15 protein-coding genes are annotated in these 13,617 nt (G+C 61.2%); 13 read left to right on the top strand and 2 right to left on the bottom strand.

Translation table 11 applies throughout. The features are described from left to right. Positions 1–25: 25 nt before the first annotated feature. Positions 26–1,234 (bottom strand): efflux RND transporter periplasmic adaptor subunit, encoded by a 1,209-nt coding sequence (locus BDD14_RS04670; protein WP_130417780.1) that lies wholly within the window; start codon positions 1,232–1,234, stop codon positions 26–28. 173 nt (positions 1,235–1,407) lie between these two features. After that, positions 1,408–2,010, bottom strand: coding sequence for a transcriptional repressor LexA (lexA, locus tag BDD14_RS04665; RefSeq protein ID WP_130417779.1), 603 nt, complete (start codon positions 2,008–2,010; stop codon positions 1,408–1,410). A 237-nt stretch (positions 2,011–2,247) separates the two neighbouring features. On the opposite strand from lexA, the gene BDD14_RS04660 reads away from it, so the two are divergent. The 13 genes from BDD14_RS04660 to BDD14_RS04600 all read left to right on the top strand — a co-directional run bounded on the left by BDD14_RS04660 (position 2,248) and on the right by BDD14_RS04600 (position 13,550). Beyond that, positions 2,248–2,994, top strand: coding sequence for a response regulator transcription factor (locus BDD14_RS04660; RefSeq protein WP_130417778.1), 747 nt, complete (start codon positions 2,248–2,250; stop codon positions 2,992–2,994). Positions 2,995–2,998: 4 nt separating this feature from the next. Beyond that, positions 2,999–3,229 carry a hypothetical protein gene (locus tag BDD14_RS04655; RefSeq protein ID WP_130417777.1) on the top strand — a complete coding sequence of 77 codons (231 nt, stop codon included), beginning with the start codon at positions 2,999–3,001 and terminating at the stop codon, positions 3,227–3,229. Continuing rightward, positions 3,230–4,498, top strand: coding sequence for a sigma-54 interaction domain-containing protein (locus tag BDD14_RS04650; RefSeq protein ID WP_341273291.1), 1,269 nt, complete (start codon positions 3,230–3,232; stop codon positions 4,496–4,498). Positions 4,499–4,715: 217 nt separating this feature from the next. Further along, the gene (gene flgB, locus BDD14_RS04645; protein ID WP_130417776.1) at positions 4,716–5,075 is read left to right on the top strand and encodes a flagellar basal body rod protein FlgB; all 360 of its coding nucleotides are present in this window, start codon (positions 4,716–4,718) and stop codon (positions 5,073–5,075) included. 3 nt (positions 5,076–5,078) lie between these two features. Continuing rightward, positions 5,079–5,576, top strand: a complete 498-nt coding sequence (gene flgC / locus BDD14_RS04640; protein WP_130417775.1) for a flagellar basal body rod protein FlgC — start codon at positions 5,079–5,081, stop codon at positions 5,574–5,576. A gap of 40 nt (positions 5,577–5,616) precedes the next feature. Then, on the top strand, positions 5,617–5,946 hold the full coding sequence (gene fliE, locus BDD14_RS04635; RefSeq protein ID WP_242617738.1) for a flagellar hook-basal body complex protein FliE: 330 nt from the start codon (positions 5,617–5,619) through the stop codon (positions 5,944–5,946). Positions 5,947–6,026: 80 nt separating this feature from the next. Beyond that, positions 6,027–7,808: a flagellar basal-body MS-ring/collar protein FliF gene (gene fliF, locus BDD14_RS04630; protein ID WP_130417774.1), complete on the top strand. Its 1,782-nt coding sequence runs from the start codon at positions 6,027–6,029 to the stop codon at positions 7,806–7,808. Next, the gene (fliG, locus tag BDD14_RS04625; protein WP_130417773.1) at positions 7,808–8,896 is read left to right on the top strand and encodes a flagellar motor switch protein FliG; all 1,089 of its coding nucleotides are present in this window, start codon (positions 7,808–7,810) and stop codon (positions 8,894–8,896) included. The genes fliF and fliG overlap by 1 nt, the downstream gene beginning before the upstream one ends. Further along, complete coding sequence (locus BDD14_RS04620; RefSeq protein ID WP_130417772.1) at positions 8,880–9,584, top strand: FliH/SctL family protein; 705 nt, start codon at positions 8,880–8,882, stop codon at positions 9,582–9,584. The genes fliG and BDD14_RS04620 overlap by 17 nt, the downstream gene beginning before the upstream one ends. Continuing rightward, the gene (locus BDD14_RS04615) at positions 9,584–10,915 is read left to right on the top strand and encodes a FliI/YscN family ATPase (protein WP_130417771.1); all 1,332 of its coding nucleotides are present in this window, start codon (positions 9,584–9,586) and stop codon (positions 10,913–10,915) included. Before BDD14_RS04620 ends, BDD14_RS04615 begins: the two co-directional genes overlap by 1 nt. Positions 10,916–10,917: 2 nt before the next feature. Beyond that, positions 10,918–11,394: a hypothetical protein gene (locus tag BDD14_RS04610; protein WP_130417770.1), complete on the top strand. Its 477-nt coding sequence runs from the start codon at positions 10,918–10,920 to the stop codon at positions 11,392–11,394. A gap of 71 nt (positions 11,395–11,465) precedes the next feature. Then, complete coding sequence (locus BDD14_RS04605) at positions 11,466–13,175, top strand: hypothetical protein (RefSeq protein ID WP_130417769.1); 1,710 nt, start codon at positions 11,466–11,468, stop codon at positions 13,173–13,175. 30 nt (positions 13,176–13,205) lie between these two features. Then, on the top strand, positions 13,206–13,550 hold the full coding sequence (locus tag BDD14_RS04600; RefSeq protein ID WP_130417768.1) for a flagellar hook assembly protein FlgD: 345 nt from the start codon (positions 13,206–13,208) through the stop codon (positions 13,548–13,550). The last annotated feature ends 67 nt before the right edge of the window (positions 13,551–13,617 follow it).

Genomic DNA, 13,617 nt, shown 5'->3' with positions numbered 1-13,617 from the left:
CCCTTGTTCCTTTAGGACGCTCCTGCTACTGCTGTAGGATGACGGTTTCGCCGGCGTTGAGACCGGAGAGGACCTCGGTACGGGTTCCGTTGGAGATTCCGGCCTTGATGGCGACCTTGCGGCGACCCTTCTTCTCCTTGGGATCGGGCACTTCGACGGAGGCGCTGCGGTCCTTATCGTAGAGGACAGCCTGTTCCGGGATGGTGAAAACGGCCTTGTGCTCTTCCAGAAGAATCTCGGCGTTGGCAGTCATGTTGGCTTTGAGCTCGCCGCCGGGATTGTCGATGGAGACGCGGACTTCGAAGGTGGTGACGTTGTCTTTCTCGACGCCGAGAGGAGCGATCTTGGTGACCTTGCCGAGGAAGGTTTTGTCCTTGAAGGATTCGACCTTGATGCGAGCGGGCTGGCTCATGTAGACCTTGCCGATGTCGGATTCGTCGACCTTTCCCTGTACGTAGACCTGGGTGGTATCGCCGATGGTCATCACGAGCGTGGCGGTTGAGCCCATAACGAGAATGGAGCTGACGGCGTCGCCAAGCTCGACGTCGCGGGAGAGAATGACGCCGTCCATCGGGGAGGTGATGGTGGTGTAGCTGAGCTGCTCCTCAAGCTGCTTGAGCGAGGCCTGGGATTGCTGAACCTGGGCCAGCGCCTGCTGGAGCTTGGAGGTATCGACGGCGATCTGGGCGACGGCCTTGTCGCGGGTGTTGGCGGCGGCAAGATACTTCTGCTGCGCGTCGTCGAGGGCCTGCTGGGAGACGACGCCATCCCTGGACATGGAGAGGGCGCGGTCGTAGGTGTGTTTGTACATGGGCAGGTCGGGCGCCTCGGCGTTGACCTTGTCGTACTCGATGGCTGCCTGGGCGGCGCGGGCGTTGGATTCGGCCGCGGCGAGCTGGGCCTTCTGGGCATTGACCTGGGCGAGGATCTCGACCTGGTCGAGCTGAGCCAGCACCTGGCCCTGCTTAACGTGCTGGTTGATATCGACGTCGAGCCGGGTGACGATACCGGAGGCCTTGGATTTGAGCTCGACCTTGGTGATGGGCTGCACCTTGCCGGTGGCGACGACGGATCGGGCGATATCTCCCTTTTCGACCTTCGCAAGCTGTGAGGGTTCAAGCTTGGCGCTATTTCCGCGCGCAGCCACGGCGACGCCGAGAATCACGGCGATAACCAGACCGATAACACCGGACCAGATCCATACTTTTCGCTTTTGTTTCCGTTGTGTGGCCAAGGTCGTACTCCCCCGCAGGTTACTGTTGCGTTCAGTGGAAGATGTTGCGTTCTCGCAGTGTGACTACGCAACGATGCGGCGCCTGGTTCCCTAAAAGTTTAGAGAAAGGGAGCGAGGGGCCGGAGACTGAGAGTACAGCTTTTGCGGGAGAGGAAGGAAGAGCAGAGTTCGGGTCAGGCGTACTTGCGCAGGACTCCGAGAACCTTACCCTGGATGCTGACGCTGGAAGCCGGGGCGAAGATAGGCGCCATCTCGGTGTTGGATGGCTGGAGACGTATCATACTGCCCTCGCGATAGAAGCGCTTGAGGGTGGCGTCGGACCCGTCGATGAGAGCGACGATGATCTCTCCTTCGCGGGCGGTGCGGGTGCGCTCGACAAGGACGTAGTCGCCGGAGACGATGTGCTCGTCGCGCATCGAGTCGCCGCGAACCTCAAGGGCAAAGACCTCGCGGTTGCCGATGATGTCGCCAAGCGAGATGCTCTCCGCGGTTTCGATGGCCTCGACTGGCCTGCCTGCGGCGATTCGGCCGAGCAGAGGAAGGCGGTCGGCACGCTTGTTCCCACGCGCAGGAAGGACATCGATAGAACGGCTGCGGTTGTGTGCGCGTTGCAGCAGCCCCTTGTTCTGAAGATTGGTGACGTGTTTGTGGACCGTAGCGAGCGAGCTGAGGCCGAGACCGCTGGCGATTTCCTCATAGGAGGGGGAGTATCCGTTCTTCTGAGTAAAGCCGGAGAGAAAGTCGAGAACCTCTTTTTGCCGCCTCGTGATTGCCATGCAGGAATTGTAGCGAATAAAAAGCGAATTGCAAGCTACTTTGTTGATGCCCCCTTCACCGCAGGCTTTCCTCTTCATTTCTGAGAAAACCCTTATGACTGATTCCCGTTTTGAAATGTCATGTGCAAATAACTGCATATGACACTTGTAAGCGTGCTGCCGATACACCAAGGTAATAAAACACCGCAGGGCACTGAGCGAACAGATACCGGGCCGTCGGTGCGCAAGGGAGGCGACATGCAGGTTTTGATTGTGGAAGACGATGCTGCGTTGGGATTGTTTCTGGAAAAGGGATTGAAACTCGAGGGCCACGACGTCACGCGGGTCGGGGATGGCGAGGCGGCGCTGGAGCGGCTGGATGAATCCAGCCCTGATCTCCTGGTGCTGGACCTGAGCCTTCCGAAGCGAGATGGCGTCGAGGTGCTGATGGAGATGCAGGGCCGTTTCGAGAACACCGCAGTGCTGGTGCTGACGGGACGAGGCATGGTGGAGGAGCGGGTAAAGTGCCTGAACTTAGGAGCGGATGACTTCCTGCTGAAACCGTTCAGCTTTCACGAGCTGACCGCCCGATGCAGGGCGCTCCTGCGAAGACGCGAGCGTTTCGCGGACCCGGTGCTGCGACACGGAGACGTGGAGCTGAACCGGATGGAGCGACGCGTGAAGCGGAACGGCACCGTGGTGGACCTGACGGCAAAGGAGTTCAGCCTGCTGGAGTATTTGGTCCAGCGGAAGGAACGTTGCTGCAGCCGGGCGGAGCTGCTAAGCGGGGTCTGGCAGATGTCGCCGGATGCAGGCACCAATGTGGTGGATGTTTATGTGAACTACCTGAGGAAGAAGCTGGGTGCTGCGGCCGTGGAGGATGACGATGGGCACGCGGTGATCGAGACGATCCGGGGCGAGGGATATCGCATGAGCAGCGTGGCGAAGAAACAGCCGAGACGAGCGCAGATTTTTACGGTGGGCTCGGCGTGGGCGGAGGCGTAACGGGATGGAAGGGATGCTTGTCGGGAAGCTTGTGGAACAGATAGACGGCCTGCTGCATGGGCTTTGTCAGCCGCTCACGGTGCTGCAGTGCAGGCTTGCCCTGGGGGAGCTGAGCGGCGAGCCGTCGGCGATGCGCACGGCCATCGGAGCGGCTCTGGGAGAATGCGCCCGGCTCAATGAGAAGGTAGGCGCGATGCGGGAGATGTTGCAGGCAGCCGAGAGGCAGGGGAGTTAGATGGCGATGGCGATGGCGGGCGAGGCGGCGATGGTGGTGGGGACAGGAATGATAGGGACAGGGGTTCTGCTGGGCGCGGCGTCGACGCGCAAGGTGGTCCTGGCGAGCGCGGACGCAGGATTACGGGGGAGGCTGAAGAACTCGCTGGCCGGGATGCGCTGGGAGGTCTATGAGGCCGCGGGAGGAGCGGAGGCGATGGCACGGCTGGACGAGGTGCGGCCCGAAGCCCTGCTGGTTGACAGTTGGCTGCCGGACCTGGAGGTCGGTGAGTTCGCGGGACAGATTCGAATGCTCTACCCGGCAGTGGAGCTGATGCGGATGGATGGAGGTGCGGATGGGAAGGCGCGGAGTCCGCGACGGAACGAGCTGCTGCATGCTTTGCGCGAGGCGCAGGGGCCGGTGGCGAACGATACAGCGGCGTGGAACGCGGCTCCAGTGGCCGTGCCCGTGGTCCCCGTCGTGACGCGAATCGTGGAGAGCGATGCGAGACGGTCACCGGAGGCAGGGATGATGCTGCCGGAGATGATCGGCGAGAGCGCCGCGATGCGCGAGCTCGCGCGGCTGATCCGGCTGGTCGCGGCGCGATCGACGACGGTGTTGATTGAAGGGGAGACGGGAGCCGGGAAAGAGGTGGTTGCGAAGGCGATTCATCGTCTGAGCGATCGCGTGAGCAAGCCGTTCGCGGTGCTGAATTGTGCGGCGATTCCAGAGGCACTGCTTGAGGCGGAGCTGTTCGGACATACGCGCGGAGCCTTCACGGGCGCGGTGCAGTCGCGCACGGGGCGCATTGAAGCCGCGCATGGAGGAACGCTGTTTCTCGACGAGATTGGAGAGATGCCGCTGGCCCTGCAGGCGAAGATGCTGCGCTTCCTGGAGTGCGGGGAGCTGCAGCGCGTCGGAGACAATGAGACCACGCGGGTGGATGTCCGGATTATTGCGGCGACCCACCAGCCGCTGGAGAAGAGATCGGCAGAGGGAACGTTTCGATTAGATCTTTATCATCGTCTGGCGGTCTTTCCGGTGGAGGTTCCCGCTCTGCGGGAGCGTATGGAGGATCTTGGACTTCTGGTGGAACACATTCTCGCGAAGATGGGTGAGCGCATGCCGCGCAAGAGATTGAGTGAAGCCGCGATGGCACGGCTCAGGGAGCACTGCTGGCCGGGAAACGTTCGCGAGCTGATGCATGTGCTGGAGCGCGCGACGATTCTGGCCGGAGACGCGATGGAGATTGGCGCGGAGGAGATCCGCTATCGACGAACGCCGCGATGAGAACAGGAACGAAGAAACCCGCTGGTGAAGCATATTCCCCGATCCGCGCTGAATTTCCGATCGATATAACAGGGTCTTCAACAGATTGCTCAGGACGGGATCGAAGCAATCGGAGACGAGATGTAGTTTGCAATAGATCCAATCGCTTAGAGCGCTCTCATCTGAGAGCGCATTTTTTTGGCGCGTGAGGTGCATAGGCAAAGGTGGAGGTCTTGCGATGCAGGTAACGACACCTTTGAGCGATTCGCTGACACGCTATCTGGATCTGACGACGGAACAGATGAAGCTGACGGCGGAAAACATGGCGAACGTGGATACGCCCGGCTACAAGACGAAGGGCTTCGACTTCGAGCAGGAGTTTTCCCGGCAGATGAACCTTTCGAATGCGCCCACTCAGGCAGAGGCTCAGCAGCAGGAGGTGGATGGGCTGGTCTCGCGGCCGGACGGCAACAACGTTTCGATGGACCGCGAGGGAGTACAGCTGGCGAAGGCGCAGTTGCAGTTCAAGCTGGGTGTGCAGTTGTTGAAGAACGAGTATTCGTCGGTGATGAGCGCGATTCATGCGGAGGCGAAGTAAGCGATGAATTTATTTGGAGTGATGGATGTTAGCTCCTCGGCCCTGAAGGCCGAGAGAGTGCGGGCCGAGGTGGTGGCCTCGAATATGGCCAACGCGGAGACGACGCGGACGCCGGAGGGCGGACCGTATCAGCGCCATCATGTGGTCTTCGAGGCCGAAGGGGATGGAGGGTTCCATCAGTCGCTGGTGAGCCATCTCGTCGGCAACGGTCTTGCTTCGCTGCACGGCTCGACGCTGTTCGGAGAAGGAATGACCGACGCGAAGAGCACTCCGGGCGGAGTGGCGGTAACGGGTGTGATCAGCGATGGGAGCGCGCCGCTGCGGCGATTCGATCCACAGCACCCGGATGCGGGAGCGGATGGATATGTGTCGTATCCGGACATCAATCCTCTGACCGAGATGGTGGATCTGATGGGAGCGACCAGGTCGTATGGCATGAATGCTTCGGCGGTACAGGCAGAGAAGAACATGGTGTCTTCGTCGCTTGAGATTTTGAAGTAAATTTGCGGTTTTGATTTTGAGATTTTCTTGAGGTGAACGGATGAGCGATGTGTTGATGGGAAGCAAGATTTCGGCGGCGAACGGGTTCAACTCGATCGTGTCGCAGGGTAGTGGTGTGGCAGGGGGCGTGAACGGGAAGGATGAAACCGGCACACCGTTTGCGGGACTGCTGCAGTCGATGGTGCAGCAGACGTCGGCGCTCGATGACCAGGCCTCGACGGCGGTGAGCGGACTGCTGAGCGGTCAGGGTGTGGACATTCACCAGGCGATGATCGCGACCCAGAAGGCCAACATGGCCTTTGAGCTGGCCCTGCAGGTGAGGAACAAGGCCGTGGGGGCGTATCAGCAGATGATGGGCATGCAGTTCTGAGACCGGATTGCCGGGAGCAAGCAACACTCTGGCGTGCGGTGCGCCGCATGTTGGAGCACGAGTAAGAGCGAGCGGACGGAATGGCTGAGACGGGGCAGGAAGAGAAGACAGGATTGCAGCGGCCGGAGCCGGTGGTGATGAATCCGGCTGACGGCATTGTGGGCAGGGCAGCAGCGGTTGCCTCGAGGATGCGTGACAGGATCATGTCGCTGCCTGCCGGCAAGCGGACATGGCTGATGGCGTCGGCGGCGTTCATCGCGGCGATGGCTGTCGCGATGGCATGGTATGCCGGGCGCACAGACTGGAAGCCGCTGTTCACGGGGCTTGACGGCAAAGACGTGCAGCAGGTGTCGCAGGAGCTGGCATCGGCAGGGATCCCTTACCAGACCACACCGGACGGCGGCAGCATCGAAGTTCCGGCGGAGATGGTGGACAAGGCCCGCATGGAGGTCGCGACGAAGGGCATGCCGCAGAGTGGCCGGCTGGGTTTCGAGCTCTTCGACAAGCCGAACTGGGTAGGCAGTGAGTTTGATGAACGGGTGAACTACCAGAGGGCACTCGAGGGCGAGCTGGAGCACACGATCGGCACGTTGGGCGTGGTGCGATCGGCGAGGGTGCACCTTGTTCTGCCGAAGCAGTCCTTATTTACGAGCGAGGAGCGGGCGGCGAAGGCCTCGGTGGTGCTGAAGCTGAAGCGGTCCTTCCTTGGAGAGGAACAGGCGGACGCGATTCGCAGCCTGGTGGCGGGAGCAGTGGAGAATCTGAGTCCGGACGACGTAAACCTCGTAGACGCGGATGGGCGCGCGAATCTGAAGCCGAAGTCGAAGAACGCCGTAGCCGCCGATGTCGAGCAGGAGATGGAGGCGAAGCTGGTGGCGATGCTCGAGCCGCTGGCAGGACACGACAACGTTCGCGCGACCGTGAATGTGAGTTACGAGCAGGGAAATGAAGAGCGCACCGACGAGATCTATGATCCGAACCAGTCGGTGGCGCTGAGTTTGCAGAAGAGCGAACAGGTCTCCGAACAGCCACAGCGAGCGACGGGAGTTCCGGGGACGGCGAGCAACTCGCCATCGGGAGCTCCGGTGGGCGCGGTGCAGGGCTCGCAGGCGGCAGCGGCGCCGGGAACGCCGCCGTTGCTGCAGAAGGAGGCGCTGCCGGTGTACCCGCAGCAGGGAGGCGGCGCAGGGCAAAGCCTCCGTGAGGAGAGCGGGACCTACGGAGTGACCAAGCATGTGGTGCATACCGAAGAGGGACCGGGACGGGTGCGCAGGGTTACGGCGGCCGTCGTGGTGAACGATCGGAGCCTGGTGGATGGCACAGGCAAGATGCAGCACACCGTATGGAAGCCGCGAAGCGCGGACGAGATGCGACGGCTGCAGCAACTGGCGCAGGCGGCGGTGGGCTTTGATCTGAAGCGCGGTGACCAGGTGGTGGTGGAGAATGTGAGCTTCAGTTCGAATTCTCCGGAAGCTCGTCCTGCTGCGATGGAGCAGGTGCTGGAACAGGCGCGTACGCTGGCGCGAACGCAGCCGGGACTTGCGAAGACGGCGGTCCTTGGACTTTGTGCGATTTTGCTGGTGCTGTGTGTTCTGCGGCCGATGGCGCGGCAGATTGCGGAGACGCTGCGCGAGCCTGCACTGTTGCCCGCGGGAGCCGAGGTGGCGACGCTTGAGGCCGGGCATGAAGTCGCTTCTCTGGAGATGGCGGGTGTTTCTCCGCTGACACTGCCGGGTAAGACGAAGGAGATGATGCAGCACCAGGGGGTCTTCGAACAGGTGGCCGAACACATTCGGCGTGAACCCGTGCAGAGTACCCGGCTGCTGGAGGCCTGGATCGGTTCTACAGAGGAGATGGATTGATGGCGCAGCGAGGACAGGTAGCAGCCGCACAGACAGCGCAGCGGACTCCGCTGATGCTTCCCGAATCGTCGGGTTTCGAGCCGCTGGAGGCCTCAGGCCTGCGCAAGGCGGCGATCCTGATGGTGGCGCTCGGAGACGAGTTGGCGAAGACGCTGTTTCAAAGCCTCTCGGAGAGCGATGTTCACCGCGTGACCGAGGAGATTACGCGGCTTGGGGAGATTCGAGCGCAGCAGCTGACGCAGGTGCTGACGGAGTTTTACGGTCTGCTGGAGACGCAGCAGTACATGGTTCGCGGAGGACCGGAGTATGCGCTGCGCGTGCTGACAGAGGCCTTCGGGCCGTCGAAGGCAGAGGCCTTGCTGGCACAGGTGAAACGGATTCGGGAGCGAGCGCACGGCGACATGGCAGCGCTGCAGAAGATGGACGCTCAGCAGCTGAGCAAGTTCCTGGAGAGTGAGCATCCGCAGACGATTGCGCTGGTACTGGCTCATGTGGATGCGAAGCGTGGATCAATGATCCTGATGCAACTGCAACCGTCCATGCGCGTGGACGTGGTGAAGAGGCTGGCAGAGATGCGGCAGTTTTCGCCCGAGATGGCGCAGAAGGTTGCGCTGGTGCTGCACCAGAGGATGGAGGGCATGGGGAACGGCGGAAGGAAATCGTACTCCGGGTTCAAGGCTGTGGCGGAGCTGCTGAATCGGGTGGATCAAACCGCGAGCAAGGTGATTCTTGAGGAGATTGAGCAGGAGGAGCCGAAGCTGGCGATCGGGATTCGCAATCTCATGTTTACCTTCGAAGACCTGCTGACGGTTCCGGCGGAGAGCATCCGCGAGTTTATCGCGGCCGCGGACAAGAGGGTTCTGGCCATGGCGCTGAAGGGCGGACGCGAGAACCTGAAGGCACATCTGTTCAAGGCGATGAGCTCGCGTGCAGTGGAGATGCTGAAGGAAGACATGGACGTCATGGGACCGGTGCGAATGAAGGATGTCGGGCTGGCACAGCAGGAGCTGCTGGCACTGGCACGTCAACTGGAGAGTGAAGGCAGGATGATGCTGAAGATGGGAGCCGACGATGATCTCGCCGTCTGAGCCTGTACTGGAAGCAGTAGGCGGCCTGCGTGTCGTATTGCCGCTTGAGTTTGAGGAGCTAAAGGAATTGTCGGGCAATGAGCCCGGCGAACCCGTATTGGAGAGGCCGATCTTTGAAAGTGAGAGCGGAGAAGAAGATGCTCTCACCGAACTGGAAGCACGCTTGAGTCTTCAGACGGAGAACAGCCAGAGACAGATCGATGAAGTGAGGCAGCAGACGCGGGTCGAGGTTCGCGAAGAGCTTGCCGAGGAGCTTGAGAAGAAGATCACGCAGGAACGGGAGTCGGTCGCCAGATTGTGCGAGCGATTTTCCAGAGAGCGGACACGATACTTCGCGGAGGTAGAAGCCGAAGTTGTTCGGCTGGCCCTGGCGATTGCGGGGCGCGTGCTGCATCGAGAGATTGCGTTGGATCCGCTGCTGCTGCAGGGAGCTGTGAGGGTCGCACTTGAAAAGGTACAGGAGAACGGCTCGGTCCGATTGCATGTGCCTGAAGGACAGAAAGAGAAGTGGGGCCTTATTCTTGCTCGCGCACATCACGACGACGTGGTGGTCGAGGCCGACAGGCGGTTGGAGCCGGGAGAGTGCTTTCTGGAGACGAGCGTGGGACGGGTCGATCTGGGAGTGAAGGCGCAGCTGGAGGAGATTGAGAAGGGCTTCTTCGATCTGCTCCAACAGAGGCCGGCGTAATGACTTCGTCCGTGAGTACAGAACAGGGATCCTTGTTGTCGCCGTACTTCGCGCGGCTGGAGCGTGGTCCTTCCTGGCGCTGGAGCGGCCGCGTCATCGAGGCGAACGGACAGACCGTGGAATCGGAGGGCCCGTTGTGCTCGGTAGGGGAGTGCTGCGAGATCCTCGACGCGGAAGGACGCCGACATCGGGGCGAGGTCATTGGATTTCGTGGCCGCAATGTGTTGGCCATGCCGCTGGAGGCGACGCGCGGAATCCGGTATGGCGATGCGCTCTTCGCTACGGGCGTGACGCCGGGGATCGCGGTGGGCGAGGGCATGGAGGGAAGAATTCTGGATTCGCTGGGGATGCCGCTCGATGGGCTTCCTGCGCTGCGGGCACGGGAGCTGCGCCCATTGGATGGAGTGATTCCGCAGCCGATGGAGAGAGTTCCGATCAGGGAACCGCTGAGCACGGGAGTGCGTGTGCTGGATGGGATGCTGACGGTTGGACGTGGCCAGAGAATCGGCATCTTCGGCGGATCGGGTGTGGGAAAGAGCACTTTGATTGGCATGATGACTCGGAATACAGCTGCCGATCTGACCGTGGTGGGGCTGGTCGGCGAGCGCGGTCGCGAGGTGCGGGAGTTTGTGGAGGACTCGCTGGGCGAGGAGGGGATGCGTCGCGCGATCGTGCTGGTCTCGAGCTCCGATCAAAGTCCTCTGCTGCGAATGCGTGCGGCGCTCGCGGCCACGGCGGTTGCGGAGTTCCATGCGGCACAGGGAAAGCACGTCTTGCTGGTGCTGGATTCGCTGACACGCTATGCGATGGCGGCTCGTGAGATTGGCCTGGCTGCGGGTGAGCCTCCGGCGACGAAAGGCTATACGCCATCTGTGTTCACGCGGCTGGCAAAGCTGGTAGAGCGGGCCGGAAACTTCGAGCGCGGAAGCATTACGGCTTTCTATACCGTGCTGATGGAGGGAGACGATCAACAGGATCCGGTGGTGGATTCAGTGAGGTCGTTTGTGGACGGGCACGTGGTTCTGTCGCGGTCGATGGCGTCGGCAGGATGGTATCCGCCGGTGAACGTGCTCGATTCGCTGAGTCGTTTGATGCCGGCGGTTGTGAGCCGCGAGCACAAGAGCCAGGCGACGTTGATGCGAACGCTGCTGGCGGCGCATGCGCGGTCCGAAGATCTGATTCGGATTGGAGCGTACAAGCAAGGTGCCGATGAAGATCTGGATCGCGCGATACGCGCGATGCCGGCGATGCGGGCGTTTCTCGAGCAGGACAGCCAGGAGCGCATCAGCCTGGAGGACACGGTGGAACGGCTGACGGCGATGGTGTTATAGCGATGCAGCGACTGATGGCGTTGAGGCGGCTTGGCGCGGTGTACGGGCTGATCGAAGAGATTCATTCGATCGAGGCTCGAATGGCCGCGGCGGATGTCGGTGAAGCCGAGACGGCGATCCGCGCCGAGACCAACACGCTGCACCTGGCGTGGAGAGAAGAACGCGAGGCGATGCGAGGACAGGATAGCCTCGGCCGATCGGCGATGGCCGCCCGGGAAGAGGTTGCGATTCGCAAGACAAGGCAGCTGGAACCGATCCTTGAGAGGCGAAGAGAGATCAGAGAAGCAGCGAAGACCAGACACATGGACAGCAGGCTGTGGAGCGAGCGAATGAAGAGCCTGATCGACGGTGAAGCTGGGAAGATTGCAGCTCTGGAACAGCGGCGGCTACAGGCCGCATCGGACGACCGCTTTCTGGCCCAGAGAAAGGGAAAGAAGAGGAGAGCAGATCTGTTGCGAGAGAGACCGGAAGAGAGATGAGTCTCTCTTAAGAATCAGGACTGAGGTTTTGGCAATGTGCGTGCCTTTCTAAAAAGTGGAGAACGAACGGGATGAAGATTGCAGGAGTCCTCGGAACGGAAGAGATGCGTGGCAGCCTGATTGTGCCCGGACATGCGGGATCGAATCCCCAGAGTATGTCGTTCGCCGAAAGTTTTGGAAAGGACGTGACCGCTGGCGCGGAAAAGGAGCTTCTTTCCGAACGCAATCTTCGAGTGGGGATTCCGGTCCGTGGTGACGCGGCAACGAAGAATCCGATTCCGGCGTGGACGACCGAGCCGGAGCTGACTGGTACTGCCTTTACAGGGCAGGCAGGTGAGGGCTCTGTTCCAACCCCGACGATGCGGATTGCCTCGCAGTTGACGAAGAATATCGCCGATGGTGTCACGAGACAGGACACCGCGAGCCCGGCTGAAGGGAGTTCGCCTGCGGAGGAGGCAAGTATCCTGCCGTCTGCGGAGGGCGTTTCCACTGATATAGCGGGGAAGGCCCTTGCCGGGCAGAAGAGCTCTCTTGCGGTGCCGCCGGAGCCACAGAGTATGCCGAAGGCAGAGGATGCGGCTGCAGCGAAGCAGGAGCTTCCAGTGCCCAATGCCGGAACACCACGGATCGGTGTGGGACTGGCGGATGCTTTGATCGTTGCACTGAAGAGTGGCACCGGGCAGGCACCGGGTCATCGTCTTGGGGAGGATAAAAGCGAGGTCAAGTCTCGAGGAGACGGGACGCACCCAAAAGTGATGAAGAAGATCAGCAATGGGGATTCCGCCGCGGGCGCAGTGGTTGTAGAAGACACGCAGGCAATGACCGTCGCCCCGGTCTCCCAGGCAGTCACCGTCGCGTCAACAGAGGTACTACCGAAAGCGGCGGCGACTGAGTCTGCCGCAACAGGAGAACTCGCTTCCGTATCCCCGGTTGGCACGGCGACTCGAAAGGAAGCGGGTGGTGTGCAGAAGACGCAGGCGACGGGTGCTGCCGATTCTTCGGTACCGGTGAAAGCTGAGAGGACCACGGAGCGGGAGAACACCGTGGTGCTTCCGCCAAAAGATTCGGGTACGGATACGCACGACACGAGATCGGCCACAGAGCAACGAGGCCCAGGCGACGCGAGTGATGCACTTCATCAGCCGGAGAAGACGCATGCAGGCGTGACAGAAGTTCCGCCGGGTATGACATCGACTGTGACCCAGGTTCATGAGCATGCGTTGACGATTCCGTCGGGCGAGAAAGGCGCACCCGCCAACGTACACCCTGAGAGCGGGCAAGGCGATGCGGTTTCTACGTCGTCCCACCTTGACGGATCGGGCGAACACAAGGTTTTGACGGCGACGCCAACAGCGCTTGAAGTAGGAGTTCCCGGCGGCACGCATGGCTGGCTGAAGGTTCGCGCCGAGCTGGCTGACGATGGAGCCGTTCACGCCTCCGTGTCCTCGAGCTCTGCTGCCGGAACGGAGATGCTGCGACGCGATCTGCCGTCGCTGACGAGCTATCTACACCAGGAGCAGGTTGCGGTTAACTCCGTCGTTGTCCATCCACCCTCGAGCGTCATGGATCAGACGAATCTGTCCGGTGGCGGGAGCCAGAACCATGAGGCAGGGCGAGGCTCGTCCGACCCCCAGGCTGACTCCGGTCGTCAGAGTGCATCCGGGATGAGCCGCAACGAGGATGGCTCGCGCCAGGGAAGTACAGAGGACGAAGGCGGAGCAGTCTGGCCATCTTCGGTTGGGTATGCAGGGGCTGGCGGTTGGCTCAGTGTACGAGCCTAAAACAATGTTGTTTACGAGACGGAGGAAAAGATGGATCTATCGCAGTTGAATTCCCTTGTAGGAAATGGAAAGGCGGCGGACCGAGTGGCTACGGCGCTCGCTCCGAAGCCAAAGGCGGAGGTCTCGGCGAAGGACGCGACCGGAAGCGGATCGGACACGGGCAGCAGTTCGACCACGGATAACTCGACGATCACTGCGAACGATTTCCTCACGCTGCTGGTCACGGAGTTGAAGAACCAGGACCCGACGCAGCCTACGGATCCGAACGCTTATATCCAGCAGCTGGTTGGGGTGAACAGTCTCCAGCAGCTGATTTCGATCAACCAGGGGCTGGGAAGTCTTGAAACTACTATCGGTGATGCGGTAACGGGCTAACAGGCATCGTCGCTAACAGAGAGCACTCACGTTCCGCGTTTCTGGAAACGTAAAACAGAGCGGACTC

This window comes from Edaphobacter modestus (genome assembly GCF_004217555.1).
Lineage (GTDB): Bacteria > Acidobacteriota > Terriglobia > Terriglobales > Acidobacteriaceae > Edaphobacter > Edaphobacter modestus.
Note: the sequence above shows the minus strand (reverse complement) of the source record. Positions and strands in the feature narration are given on the sequence as shown.

Bases quoted from the DNA above. Each gene is read 5' to 3' on its own strand.
- flgC (WP_130417775.1), top strand. From the start codon at position 5,079: ATGAATTTATTTGGAGTGATGGATGTTAGCTCCTCGGCCCTGAAGGCC.
- flgB (WP_130417776.1), top strand. From the start codon at position 4,716: ATGCAGGTAACGACACCTTTGAGCGATTCGCTGACACGCTATCTGGAT.
- lexA (WP_130417779.1), bottom strand. From the start codon at position 2,010: ATGGCAATCACGAGGCGGCAAAAAGAGGTTCTCGACTTTCTCTCCGGC.
- fliE (WP_242617738.1), top strand. From the start codon at position 5,617: ATGAGCGATGTGTTGATGGGAAGCAAGATTTCGGCGGCGAACGGGTTC.
- BDD14_RS04650 (WP_341273291.1), top strand. From the start codon at position 3,230: ATGGCGATGGCGATGGCGGGCGAGGCGGCGATGGTGGTGGGGACAGGA.
- BDD14_RS04655 (WP_130417777.1), top strand. From the start codon at position 2,999: ATGGAAGGGATGCTTGTCGGGAAGCTTGTGGAACAGATAGACGGCCTG.
- BDD14_RS04600 (WP_130417768.1), top strand. From the start codon at position 13,206: ATGGATCTATCGCAGTTGAATTCCCTTGTAGGAAATGGAAAGGCGGCG.
- BDD14_RS04605 (WP_130417769.1), top strand. From the start codon at position 11,466: ATGAAGATTGCAGGAGTCCTCGGAACGGAAGAGATGCGTGGCAGCCTG.
- fliG (WP_130417773.1), top strand. From the start codon at position 7,808: ATGGCGCAGCGAGGACAGGTAGCAGCCGCACAGACAGCGCAGCGGACT.
- BDD14_RS04660 (WP_130417778.1), top strand. From the start codon at position 2,248: ATGCAGGTTTTGATTGTGGAAGACGATGCTGCGTTGGGATTGTTTCTG.
- BDD14_RS04620 (WP_130417772.1), top strand. From the start codon at position 8,880: ATGATCTCGCCGTCTGAGCCTGTACTGGAAGCAGTAGGCGGCCTGCGT.
- BDD14_RS04610 (WP_130417770.1), top strand. From the start codon at position 10,918: ATGCAGCGACTGATGGCGTTGAGGCGGCTTGGCGCGGTGTACGGGCTG.
- BDD14_RS04615 (WP_130417771.1), top strand. From the start codon at position 9,584: ATGACTTCGTCCGTGAGTACAGAACAGGGATCCTTGTTGTCGCCGTAC.
- fliF (WP_130417774.1), top strand. From the start codon at position 6,027: ATGGCTGAGACGGGGCAGGAAGAGAAGACAGGATTGCAGCGGCCGGAG.